The organism is Halochromatium glycolicum (genome assembly GCF_016584085.1).
Taxonomy (GTDB): domain Bacteria; phylum Pseudomonadota; class Gammaproteobacteria; order Chromatiales; family Chromatiaceae; genus Lamprobacter; species Lamprobacter glycolicus.
Genome location: NZ_NRSJ01000011.1, coordinates 1 through 11,875 on the forward strand (window position 1 = coordinate 1; position 11,875 = coordinate 11,875).

An 11,875-nucleotide genomic window follows, 5' to 3' on the forward strand; every position below is an offset into this window, starting at 1 on the left:
TGCTGGGGGGCGGCTGCTGGGGGCGGCTGCTGGGAACGGTTGGAGACGGCCCGGCAAGCCCCGGCACATGGCCGGGGCGTCCTGATCGCTCGGGTCTAATCGGCCCGAGGCGGGGCCTTCTGCCAAGGCGACACGACACCGAGTAGATGCGCCATGTCTTTGAAGAAGATACGCAGGTGCGCGGCCGGCTTGGCCTTGACCAAGCGCTTGTGCATGTAGGCCTCCCAGGTCAGATGCTGAATGTCCGGGTCATCGCAGAGGCTGACGAAGCGCTCGCGGCGTTTGTCGCTCTTGTACCAGAATCGCTGCATGATCCCGAGTATCCAGAACACGCGGCCATGGGCCTTCATGAAACGCTTACGCGCGTTGGCGAGGGCCTTGGTGTCCCCGGTGACCAGGAGCTCTTCGACTGCGTCGCCAGCGAGGCGGCCGCCGACCAGTGCGTAGTAGATGCCTTCGCCCGAGGCCGGCGCGACCACGCCAGCGGCGTCACCGGCCAGCACGACATCGCGCCCGTTGTCCCATTGCTTCAGCGGATGGAGAGGGATCGGGGCGCCCTCGCGGCGCAGGGTCTCGCATTGGTCGAGCCCGGTCTCCTTGCGCAGCTGATCGACCGCATCGTGGAGTGAAATGCCCTTCAGCTCTGTGCCGACGCCGATGCTGGTGGTCTCGCCATGCGGGAAGATCCAGGCGTAAAAGTCCGGCGAGAGCTTGCCCTGGTAGTAGACGTCGCAGCGCGCTGGGTCGAAGTCGTGCAGACCTTTTCCGGAGGTCGGGGCCGGCGAGCGGACGATCTCATGATAGGCGGCGACATGCGGCAGTTCCTTGGCACCGGGCACGCATTGTTTGGCGACCGACGACATCGCACCGTCGGCGCCGATCACTGCGCGTGCACGGACCGTCTCGGTCGCATTCCGATCAGCGGCCTCGGCCGGACGGAACTCGACCAGGGCGGTCCCATCGCTGTCGCGGAGCACGCGCGTGAAGGTCCCATTGCAGCGCTCGGCGCCAGCGGCGGCCGCGCGCTCGCGCAGCCATTCATCGAATGGCTCGCGGTCGACCATGCCGACGTAGCCGCCGTTGATCGGCATGTCGACGTGGCGATCGCTCGGGGCGACCATCCGCGCCGAGCTGATCTTTGCGACCAGCTGCTCGTCCGGGATCTCGAACTCTTCGATCGCCTTAGGCGGGATCGCCCCGCCACAGGGCTTGATGCGGCCCGGGCGGTCCAGTAGCAGGACCTTGCGGTTGCGCTTGGCCAGATCGGTCGCGGCGGTGGCGCCAGCAGGGCCGCCGCCGACGACCACTGTGTCATAGGTCTCCGAGATCGCCATCTGTCTCACCTTTGGGGGCTAGCTGTTGTAGGGCACGACGAAGCGGGTCTATCCACCGCGCAGGCTCATGTCTTGCCGCCGTGCTCGGGCTGGGATTGAGGCACGGTCAGCCGGCGGCCGCAATCGCCGCGCGGGCCGCGAACGCGCTGACCATCATTCCGCTGACATAGACGGTGACGCCGAGCGCGCTCAACCAGGTTGCGCGGGCCACCGGGTCCTCGAGGAAGCGGACCATCAATGTGACCTGGACCATCGCCAGCGCAGCGACGGCCGAGGCGTGCACGGGCTGCACCCAGGCGAACAACAGGCCGGAGACGATCAGCTGCGGCACGATCATGACGATGCAGGCGACCCAGGCCGCGCCGCGCACGCCAAGCTGCACCGGCAATGAGCGCACGCCCATCTGCTTATCGCCCTCGATCGCCTTGAAGTCGTTCAGGGTCATGATGCCATGGGCGCCGAGTCCATAGAGGAAGGCGAGCAGCAGGATGCGCCCGTCGGGCAGGGCGCCGCCGAGCATCACGGCGGCGCCGGTGATCCAGGCCAGGCTCTCATACGAGAAGCCGACAGCGGCGTTGCCGAGCCAGCCGTTCTGCTTGAACCGCAGCGGCGGCGCGCTGTAGGCCCAGGCGAGGGCGAGCCCGAGGACTGTGGCGACGAACACCCAAGGCCCGAGGAACAAGGCCAGCACCAGCGACATCAGGGTCCAGATGATCGACAGCCGGAACCCCCAGAGGCCGGGGATGCGTCCGGACGGGATTGGCCGGTGCGGCTCGTTGATCGCGTCCACATCACGGTCGTACCAATCATTGACCACCTGGCTGGTCGCGCAGAGCAGGGGACCTGCGAGGATCACCCCGGCCACGAGGAGCAGCCAATTCTCGACGATCGCTGCGCCCGATGAGACGACACCGCAGGCGAACGCCCACATTGGCGGGAACCAGGTGATCGGATGCAAGACCTCGAGAATGGCCGAGGGTTCTGGGCGGTTCGTCGTCGCGGCGGTAGGGGAGGCCGTGTCTGTCATGGATCGTAGGGGTGTCTCGGTCGGTTAGGGCGGCCTGGCTCGATGAGTGGTGGCCGAGCCTGCGCGGAGCCGCTGGGGCCGTTGGGGCCGCCGCGCGGCGCCATGGTCACAGGCGAGCCGATGGTGCGAGCGGGCGCGGGCTCTGGAAACCCGGGAAGTTTAGCCTGAAGCGCTGCGTACCGGCGTTGCTGTGGACGCGAACCCTGATCCGGGTCAAACCGACCAGTCCCCCCGTCTCGTGGGTATCAGCCGCTGCGCGTCGGGCCGGGGTTGCCGCCCTCGCCGCCGCCCTCGCTGCCGGCATCACTGAGGCCGTAGCGCCGCAGCTTCACATAGAGGCTCTGCCGGCTCAGTCCGAGGAGCTCCGCTGCCGAGGCGCGGTTGTCGCCGGTCAGCTCGAGCGCTGCCTCGATGCAGAGGCGCTCGATCATATCCGATGATTCACGGACCACCTCTTTGAGTGGCACGCGGCCGACGAGCTCGGTGAGGTGCTCGACCGAGCGCGGCAGTGCCTGGGCGCTGCCACCCTCGGCCGAGACACGGCGGTCGACATTGCGGATGATGAAGCCGAAGCTCGGTTTCTCGCCATTCTGGATCGCGACCGCCGATATCTCGACCTCGCTGCTGGCGCCGTAATCGCTGCGGATCGTGGTCGCGAAGAGCCGCACGGCGCTGTGCTGGCGCAGGTTGGCGAGCAGCACATTGAGGTCGACGCCGGGGCGCCCGAGCCAACGATCGAGGGATTCCCCTCGGACCTGGTCCTCGCTGGTGATCTGGATGAGATCGAGGAAGGCGGCGTTCGCGCTCTGGATACGGCCGTCCTGGCTGGTCACGACGATCCCGTCCGGAGCGCGCTCCATGATCTTCGCGAGGCCCGAGCGCTGCTCGATCCGCTCAGGCGATGTCTCGGTCGTCTGCGCGACGCGCGCGAGCCTCAGCAACACCAGCGAGGTGTTTTCTTGACGGATCAGGGCCGCCGAGACCGAGAGCTCGACGCCGCTGCGTAGACGCGCCCGGACCTCGTTGGCGCGACCAGCCGCACGCACGCCGGCGATGAGCGATTCGATGGCGCGGGTCCCGGCCTCATCGAAGCCCTCCGGGAAATGACGGCCGACGAGCCGGCGGGGATCGGCGGATAACAGCTCGGTCGCAGCCGGGTTGGCCTCGACGACCTTGCCGGTCGCCGGGTCCATCACCAGCACCGCGTCCGAGGACGAGCGGAACAGGAGCCGATAACGCGTTTCGAGCTGGCGCAGCCGCCAGTAGTCGCGCTCGAGCGACTGTTGCGCATCGACCAGGCGTTGTTGGAGCGCTGCGAAGCCTTGCAGGTCGCGGCCGACGGCGATCAGGTGGTCACGGTTACCGAGACGAGCGGCGCAATAGCGCACTGGTACTTCGGTGCCGTTCGCCGAGACATGGGCCAGCTGTTGCCAGATCGGGAGGCCGGAATCGTTGAGCGCATCGGCGAGCAGGGCTTCGACCCTGCTGCGGCTCTCGGCGGTGACGGTGTCGCTCCAGGCGCGGCCGATCCAATCCTCCGAGACATGGGCGCCGAGCTCATCGTTGCCGAGGGCGAGATCCCGTATCGTCCCATGCTGATCGAGGATCAAGGCGATATCGGATGCTGCGGCGATCAGCGTCGCGACACGATCCGTCTCGACGTTTCCGAGCGCGGCTTGCGGTGCGTCAAAGGGCTTCACGATTGATTGCCCCCATCCGTCTTGGTCGTTCGGTCCACATGGCATACCCCGCAGACCGAGCTCACTTGGGTCCTTGCAACGGATGCTGTCGTCGCGTCCGCACCGGCTCGCTTCACGTCATCACCTCGGCTCCCCCTTACCGCGGCGGGGTGGATGCTCCCGCCGAGCCCGAAGAGCAACGACCAAAACCCATTGAATTTTCATGGGAAAAGGTCCACGACTGGCGTGGCGCTGCGGGCAACGTTCGACGCTTCGCGCCTTGCGGTCTGTGGTCTGCCTCGCGTCTCGGCCGGGGCGGGGTCAACCGAACACACGGACAGCGCGGCGCATACGCCGGTGACCCCTTATTAGGTAGTCGCGGCGGGCCGATCTGTCAAGTATTCTTTACGTTAAGCTGAGTTGACATGTTTGGGGATGCGGACTAGATTCCTTATACGGCGCCCATTCCCAAACACTGTGCGAGGAGGCTAATGCGTCAGCCCGTGAAAAGGCATGACTCGCATCAACCGCTTTATACGCCGGAAGAGCGTGCTCGGCGTGATCAGACCCCTTGGACCCTGGTTCAAGGCGTGCTGGCACCGCTGCAGTTTCTGGTGTTCCTGGTCAGCCTGGTGCTTGTTGTCCGCTATCTGGCGACCGACGTAGGCGAGGCCGCCGCGACGGTGTCGATCGTGATCAAGACCTTGATACTCTATTTGATCATGATCACAGGATCGATCTGGGAGAAGGTCGTCTTCGGTAAGTACCTCTTCGCCAGGCCGTTCTTCTGGGAAGACGTGTTCAGCATGCTGGTGCTGGCGCTGCACACCGCCTATCTGATCGTGCTGTTCGGCGGTTTCATGGATGTGCGCGGGCAGATGCTGCTGGCGCTGGCCGCCTATGCCGCCTATGTCATCAATGCCACGCAGTTTCTTCTCAAGCTGCGCGCTGCACGGCTGTCGGCGGAGCGTGCCGCGGCCGCTGAGACGGCCTCGGTGGGTGTCTCGAAATGACTGACGTCAGCGCAGCGGTGCGCACCAGCGAGTCCGCAGCCCTGGATGGCCAAGGCTGTGCCGCGTCCATCGAGGTGCACCGCGAGCAAGGGCAGCGCCAGGCCTTCTGCGGGCTCGCCGGCATCGTCTGGCTGCATCGGAAGATCCAGGATGCCTTCTTCTTGGTCATCGGCTCACGCACCTGCGCCCATCTGCTGCAGTCGGCCGCCGGTGTGATGATCTTCGCCGAGCCACGTTTCGCGACCGCGATCCTGGGCGACCGTGACCTGGCCGGCCTGGCCGATTGCAACGAGGAGCTCGACCGGGTCGTCACCGAGCTGCTGGCGCGCCGTCCGGATATCGGCACCCTATTCCTGGTCGGCTCCTGCCCGTCCGAGGTGATCAAGCTCGATCTCGAGAACGCCGCGCAGCGTCTTGCGCGTGCCCAGCAAGGGCGGGTGCGCGTGCTCGCCTATAGCGGCAGCGGGCTCGACACCACCTTTACCCAGGGCGAGGACACCTGCCTCAGTGCACTGGTGCCCGAGATGCCGGGGCGTCACGATGGCGCCCACGCGCTGCTCGTGCTCGGCACCCTGCCGGACGTGGTCGAGGATCAGTTCCGCCGTCTGTTCGATGCAATGGGTATCCCGTCGCTCGCGTTCCTGCCGCCCCGGCGCGCCAGCGAGCTGCCAGCGGTGGGGCCCGGAACCCGGCTGCTCGCCGCGCAGCCGTTCGTCGGCGAGACCGCGGCGGCGTTGGTCGACCGTGGCGCGTCCCTGATCGAGGCCCCTTATCCGTTCGGGGTCGAGGGCACCCGCGCCTGGTTCCATGCCGCCGGAGCGGCATTCGATATCCCGGCGGACCGTATCGAGGAAGCCATTGCCCCCGCGGCTGCCCGCGCCGAGCGCGGTCTCGCGCGCTATCGCGACGAATTGGCCGGCAAACGTATCAGCTTCCTGCCCGACTCCCAGCTCGAGATCCCGCTCGGCCGCTTCCTGCAGCGCGAATGTGGGATGGAGTTGACCGAGATCGGGGTGCCGTATCTCGATCGGCGTATGCTCGCCCCCGAACTCGAGCTGCTGCCCGCGGACGTCCGATTGACCGAGGGCCAGGACCTCGAGCGGCAGCTCGATCGGCTGCGCGCGGACCGGCCCGATCTCACGGTCTGTGGTCTGGGGCTGGCCAATCCGCTCGAGGCCGAAGGGCTGACGACCAAATGGTCGATCGAGCTGGTCTTCTCCCCGGTGCACGGCTTCGACCAGGCGGCCGACCTGGCCGAGCTGTTCGTCCGACCGCTCAACCGCCGTCAGCGCCTTGCGCTCTAACCGTCTGCCCTTGCTGAGCGTATGCAACTGACCGTCTGGACATACGAAGGCCCGCCGCACATGGGCGCCATCCGCATCGCCGCCTCGATGCAGGACGTCCATTGCGTGCTGCATGCGCCCCAGGGCGACAGCTACGCCGATCTGCTGTTCACAATGATCGCGCGCAGCGCCAAGCGGCCGCCGGTGACCTACACCAGCTTCCAGGCGCGCGACCTGGGCGCCGACACGGCCGAGCTGGTGCGCAAGACCCTGCGCGAGACCGTCGATCGGTTCCAGCCTCGGGCCCTGCTGGTCGGCGAGGCCTGTACCGGCGAGCTGTTGCAGGATCAGCCGGCCGCGCTCGCCGAGGGCATGGGCCTCGACTGCCCGGTGGTGCCACTCGAACTGCCGGCCTTCACCCGCAAGGAGAGCTGGGGCGCGAGCGAGACCTTCCATCAGCTGGTTCGCAGTCTGCTGCGCGGGAGCGCGCCGCGCGCGCGCAATCCGGCCGCCGAAGGACGCCGGCCGCGCGCCAACCTGCTCGGCGCGACCGCGCTCGGCTTCCGCTGCCGCGACGATATCGCCGAGGTGACCCGGCTGCTCGACAGTGCCGGGGTCGATGTCAACCTCAGTGCGCCGGCCGGTGCCACCCCGGATGATCTGCGCCGCATCCCGGACGCCGACTTCAACGTCTGTCTCTACCCCGAGATCGCCCATAGCACCTGCGTTTGGCTCGAGCGGATGTTCAAGCAGCCCTGGGTCAAGACGGTGCCGATCGGTGTCGGCGCAACCCGTGATTTCCTGACCGAGGTCGGGCAGGTCGCCGGGATCGATACCGCTCCGGCGATCGCCGCCGCGCGCACCCGGCTGCCCTGGTTCTCGCGCTCGGTCGATTCGACCTACCTGACCGGCAAGCGGGTGTTCATCTTCGGGGATGCCACCCATGCGATCGCGGCGGCCCGGATCGCCAGCGAGGAGCTCGGCTTCGAGGTCGTCGGGCTCGGCAGCTACAGCCGTGAATTCGCGCGCGAGCTGCGCGCCGCGGCCGAGCGCTACGGCATCGAGGCGCTGATCACCGACGATTATCTGGAGGTTGAGGCGCGGGTGCTCGAGCTGGCGCCGGAGCTGGTGCTCGGCACCCAGATGGAGCGCCACATCGCCAAGCGCGCCGGTATCCCCTGCGCGGTGATCTCGGCGCCGGTCCATGTCCAGGATTTTCCCGCCCGCTATGCCCCGCAGATGGGCTTCGAGGGCGCCAACGTGATCTTCGACACCTGGGTTCATCCGTTGATGATGGGCCTCGAGGAGCATCTGATCACGATGTTTCGCGAAGACGAGGAGTTTCATGACGAGGCGGTCGCCTCCCACCTCGGTTCCGGTAATCGATCCGCGGCGCAGACGGACGCGCCAGCGGCGGCGTCCGCGACAGCGGATACCGCGCCTGCGACGACTGACGACAGCATAGGGGCTGATGACGTATTCGTCTGGGAGCCGGAGGCCGAGCAAGAGCTGAAGAAGATCCCGTTCTTCGTTCGTGGGAAGGCCCGTCGCAACACAGAACGCTTCGCCGCCGAGCGCGGCGTCGCCAGAATAACGGTCGAGACACTCTACGATGCCAAAGCCCACTTCGGTCGTTGACCCGACCCCGATCAATGTCGTCATTGTCACCCTCGACAGCCACCTGGCTGGCGCTGTCGAACGCGCCCGCCCGGCGTTGAGACAGCAGTTGCCGGGTCTCAACCTGTCCCTGCACGCGGCAGCGGAATGGGATGACAACAAGGACGGCCTCGAGCGCTGCGGCGGCGTCGCGCGCGAGGCCGATCTCTGTGGACGCTGTGAGGCCAACGGCGAGTGCAAGCTTCAGCGCTGCCGCGCCGACATCGCCAAGGCCGACATCGTGGTGACCACGATGCTGTTCATGGACGATCACATCAAGGCCGTGCTGCCCGCGTTGCAGGCGCGCCGTGACCACTGCGACGCGATGGTCGGCTGCATGTCCGCCGGTGAGATCATGCGCCTGACCCGGCTCGGCAAGTTTACGATGGACGGCTCGCAGAGCGGGCCGATGGCGATCCTGAAGAAGTTGCGCGGCAATCGCGACCGCGAGACGCAGAGCAAGGACGCCAGCGACGGCGCCCGGCAGATGGCGATGCTGCGGCGCATCCCGAAGATCCTGCGCTTCATACCCGGCACCGCGCAGGACGTGCGCGCCTACTTCCTGCTGCTGCAGTACTGGCTGGCGGGCTCGGACGAGAACGTCGCCAACATGGTGCGGCTGCTGATCGACCGCTACGCGGCCGGTCCGCGCGAGGGGCTGCGCGGCAAGCTCAAGGCTGCGGCGCCGGTCGAGTATCCCGAGGTCGGCGTCTTCCATCCGCGCATGAAGGGCCGCATCACCGATCAGCCGAGCAAGCTGCCGGCGAAGAAGGGTGCGACCGCAACGGTCGGGCTGTTGGTGATGCGTTCCTATGTGCTGGCCGGTAACACCGGTCATTACGACGGCGTGATCAAGGCGCTCGAGGCGCGCGGGCTGCGCGTGATCCCGGCCTTCGCCAGCGGCCTCGACGCCCGCCCGGCGGTCGATAAGTTCTTCTTCAAGAACGACCAGTGCCTCGTCGACGCCGTGGTCTCGCTGACCGGATTCTCGCTGGTCGGCGGCCCGGCCTACAACGATGCCGCCGCCGCCCAGGACGTGCTGGCGCGGCTCGATGTGCCCTACCTGGCCGCGCACCCGGTCGAGTTCCAGACCCTGGAGCAATGGCAGGCCTCCGAGCGCGGGCTGATGCCGGTCGAGGCGACGATGATGGTCGCGATCCCCGAGCTCGACGGCTCGACCGGGCCGATCGTGTTCGGCGGCCGCTCGGCCGCGGCCGGCGACGATCGCACCCGCGACATGCAGCCGCACCCGGAACGCGCGAGCACGCTCGCCGCGCGCGTCGAGCGTCTGATCCGGCTGCGCCAGACCTCGAAGGACGAGCGCAAGATCGGCGTCGTGCTGTTCAACTTCCCGCCCAATGCCGGCAACACCGGCACCGCGGCCTATCTGTCGGTGTTCGAGTCGCTGTACCGGACCCTGCAAGGGCTGAAAAAGGAGGGCTATCAGGTCGAGGTCCCGGCCAGCGTCGATGAGCTGCGCGAGCGCATCATCAACGGCAATGCCGCCCAATACGGCGCCCATGCCAATGTCTTCACCCGCATCCCGAGCGACGACCATGTCCGCCGCGAGCCCTATCTGACCGAGATCGAGGGCCAGTGGGGGCCGGCGCCGGGCAAGCAGCAGAGCGACGGCGCCTCGCTGTTCGTGCTCGGCGAGCAGTTCGGCAACGTCTTCGTCGGCGTTCAGCCCAGCTTCGGCTATGAAGGCGACCCGATGCGGCTGCTGTTCGACAAGGGCTTCACCCCGACCCACGCCTTCAGCGCCTTCTACCGCTTCCTGCGCGAGGACTTCGGCGCCAACGCGGTGCTGCACTTCGGCACCCATGGTGCGCTCGAGTTCATGCCCGGCAAGCAGGCCGGGATGTCCGGCGCCTGCTGGCCCGACCGGCTGATCGGTGATCTGCCAAACCTCTACCTCTATGCGTCGAACAACCCATCCGAGGGCACCATCGCCAAGCGCCGCGCGGCCGCGACCCTGGTCAGCTACCTGACGCCGCCGATCGCCAACGCCGGGCTCTATCGCGGCCTGGTCGATCTGAAGGGCTCGATCGAGCGCTGGCGCACGATGGCCCCGGATGCCCCCGAAGACGAGCGCAACGAGCTGGCGTCATTGATCCAGGCGCAGGCCGCTGAGCTCGATCTGGCGCCGCTCGCCTCTGAGGAGGAGCCGGAATGGGACGGCAGCTACCGCGAGCGCATCCAGCAGCTCGGCGAAGAGCTGCTCGAGCTCGAGTACACCCTGATCCCGCACGGCCTGCACGTCGTCGGCGAGCCGCCGAACCCGACCGAGCGGGTCGATATGCTGATGGCGGTCGCCGAGGCGCGCATCGACCCGGAGAATCCGGTCGACCTCAAGCGCGAGGCGATCGAGGCCCTGGTCGAGGGCGGGGCACCGGCGCTAGCGTTGCAGAAGGCCGGCATGGAGGTCGATGACGCCAGCCTGAAACTGATGGAGGATCTGGCCAGCTACGACAAGCTGCTGACCGAGGATCACGAGATCCCGGCGATCCTGCGGGCGCTCGAGGGCCGCTTCGTGCGCCCGGCGCCGGGCGGCGATCTCTTGCGCACCCCCGAGATCCTGCCGACCGGGCGCAACCTGCACGGCTTTGATCCGTTCCGCATCCCGAGCCCGTTCGCAGTGCATGAGGGCGTGCGCCATGCGCAGCAGCTGCTCGACCGCTATGTCGCGGACGGGAATGGGCTCCCGGAGACGGTTGCGCTGGTGCTCTGGGGCACCGACAACCTCAAGACCGAGGGCGGCCCGATCGCCCAGGCGCTGTGGCTGATCGGCGCCAAGCCGCGCCTCGACAGCTATGGCCGTGTCTGCGGCGCGCAGCTAATCCCGCTCGAGACCCTGGGCCGGCCGCGTGTCGATGTCGTGATGACACTGTCCGGGATCTTCCGTGACCTTTTGCCGATCCAGACTAAACTCTTGGCTGAGGCGTCCTATCTGGCCGCGGCGGCCGACGAGCCGCTGGAGCAGAACTTCGTGCGCAAGCATGCGCTGGCCTATCAGCAGACGCATGAGTGCGACCTCGAGACCGCGGCATTGCGCGTGTTCAGCAACGCCGACGGCGCCTACGGTTCCAACGTCAACCATCTGATCGACAACAGCGGCTGGGACGAGGAGGACGAGCTGGCTGAGACCTACACCCGCCGCAAGTGCTTCGCCTACGGCCGCGCCGGTGCGCCGGTGCGCCAGGCGGAGCTGTTAAAGAGCGTGCTCAGCGATGTGCAGCTCGCCTACCAGAACCTGGACTCGGTCGAGCTCGGGGTGACCACGGTCGATCATTACTTCGACACCCTCGGCGGTATCAGCCGCGCGGTCAGCCGCTCCAAGGGCGGCGACGTGCCGGTCTATATCGGCGACCAGACCCGCGGCGACGGCAAGGTCCGCACCCTCGCCGAGCAGGTCGCGCTCGAGACCCGCACCCGGATGCTCAATCCGAAGTGGTACGAGGGCATGCTCGAGCACGGCTACGAGGGCGTGCGCCAGATCGAGGTCCATGTGACCAACACCATGGGCTGGTCGGCGACCACCGGCCAGGTCGCGCCCTGGGTCTATCAGCGCATGACCGAGACCTTCGTGCTCGATGAGGAGATGCGCGAGCGCCTCGCGGCGCTGAATCCGACCGCGTCGGCGAAGGTCGCGCAGCGGCTGATCGAGGCCCATGAGCGCAACTATTGGGAGCCGGACGCCGAGACCCTCGAGGCCCTGCGGCAGGCCGGCGAAGAGCTCGAGGACCGACTCGAGGGCATCACTGAAGGGGTGGCGGCGTGACCCTCGACGATCTCCCGACCACCATCTTCGGCGGCGGCAAGCCCGAGAGGCCGACGGCCGTGCCTGGGTCGAAGCCGGCCGCGGGTTCTGCCTCAGAGCAGT

Annotated in this window: 7 protein-coding genes; 4 read left to right on the plus strand and 3 right to left on the minus strand. The window is 67.4% G+C overall.

Annotation, left to right across the window (positions count from 1 at the left end):
• Positions 1 to 95 precede the first annotated feature (95 nt).
• From CKO40_RS07945 to ppsR, 3 genes are all read right to left on the minus strand, one after another.
• Positions 96 to 1,334, minus strand: coding sequence for a geranylgeranyl diphosphate reductase (locus CKO40_RS07945; protein ID WP_200345674.1), 1,239 nt, complete (start codon positions 1,332 to 1,334; stop codon positions 96 to 98).
• Between the two features lie 106 nt (positions 1,335 to 1,440).
• Positions 1,441 to 2,361 (minus strand): chlorophyll synthase ChlG, encoded by a 921-nt coding sequence (chlG, locus tag CKO40_RS07950; protein WP_200345675.1) that lies wholly within the window; start codon positions 2,359 to 2,361, stop codon positions 1,441 to 1,443.
• A gap of 245 nt (positions 2,362 to 2,606) precedes the next feature.
• Positions 2,607 to 4,061: a transcriptional regulator PpsR gene (ppsR, locus tag CKO40_RS07955; protein ID WP_338074145.1), complete on the minus strand. Its 1,455-nt coding sequence runs from the start codon at positions 4,059 to 4,061 to the stop codon at positions 2,607 to 2,609.
• Positions 4,062 to 4,531: 470 nt separating this feature from the next.
• Here ppsR and bchF point away from each other — a divergent pair, with 470 nt between their 5' ends.
• From bchF to CKO40_RS07975, 4 genes are read left to right on the plus strand one after another with little or no spacing between them, the layout of a single operon-like run.
• Entirely contained in the window at positions 4,532 to 5,053 is a 522-nt protein-coding gene (gene bchF, locus CKO40_RS07960; RefSeq protein ID WP_200345677.1) for a 2-vinyl bacteriochlorophyllide hydratase, read from the plus strand.
• Positions 5,050 to 6,357 carry a ferredoxin:protochlorophyllide reductase (ATP-dependent) subunit N gene (locus CKO40_RS07965; protein WP_200345678.1) on the plus strand — a complete coding sequence of 436 codons (1,308 nt, stop codon included), beginning with the start codon at positions 5,050 to 5,052 and terminating at the stop codon, positions 6,355 to 6,357. Before bchF ends, CKO40_RS07965 begins: the two co-directional genes overlap by 4 nt.
• A 21-nt stretch (positions 6,358 to 6,378) precedes the next feature.
• Positions 6,379 to 7,974, plus strand: coding sequence for a ferredoxin:protochlorophyllide reductase (ATP-dependent) subunit B (gene bchB / locus CKO40_RS07970; protein ID WP_200345679.1), 1,596 nt, complete (start codon positions 6,379 to 6,381; stop codon positions 7,972 to 7,974).
• Complete coding sequence (locus tag CKO40_RS07975; protein WP_200345680.1) at positions 7,949 to 11,773, plus strand: magnesium chelatase subunit H; 3,825 nt, start codon at positions 7,949 to 7,951, stop codon at positions 11,771 to 11,773. The genes bchB and CKO40_RS07975 overlap by 26 nt, the downstream gene beginning before the upstream one ends.
• Positions 11,774 to 11,875 lie beyond the last annotated feature (102 nt).

What these genes read in the sequence shown, in the direction of transcription:
- CKO40_RS07945 (WP_200345674.1), bottom strand. Translation starts at nt 1,334, where the DNA reads ATGGCGATCTCGGAGACCTATGACACAGTGGTCGTCGGCGGCGGCCCT.
- chlG (WP_200345675.1), bottom strand. Translation starts at nt 2,361, where the DNA reads ATGACAGACACGGCCTCCCCTACCGCCGCGACGACGAACCGCCCAGAA.
- bchF (WP_200345677.1), top strand. Translation starts at nt 4,532, where the DNA reads ATGCGTCAGCCCGTGAAAAGGCATGACTCGCATCAACCGCTTTATACG.
- CKO40_RS07965 (WP_200345678.1), top strand. Translation starts at nt 5,050, where the DNA reads ATGACTGACGTCAGCGCAGCGGTGCGCACCAGCGAGTCCGCAGCCCTG.
- bchB (WP_200345679.1), top strand. Translation starts at nt 6,379, where the DNA reads ATGCAACTGACCGTCTGGACATACGAAGGCCCGCCGCACATGGGCGCC.
- CKO40_RS07975 (WP_200345680.1), top strand. Translation starts at nt 7,949, where the DNA reads ATGCCAAAGCCCACTTCGGTCGTTGACCCGACCCCGATCAATGTCGTC.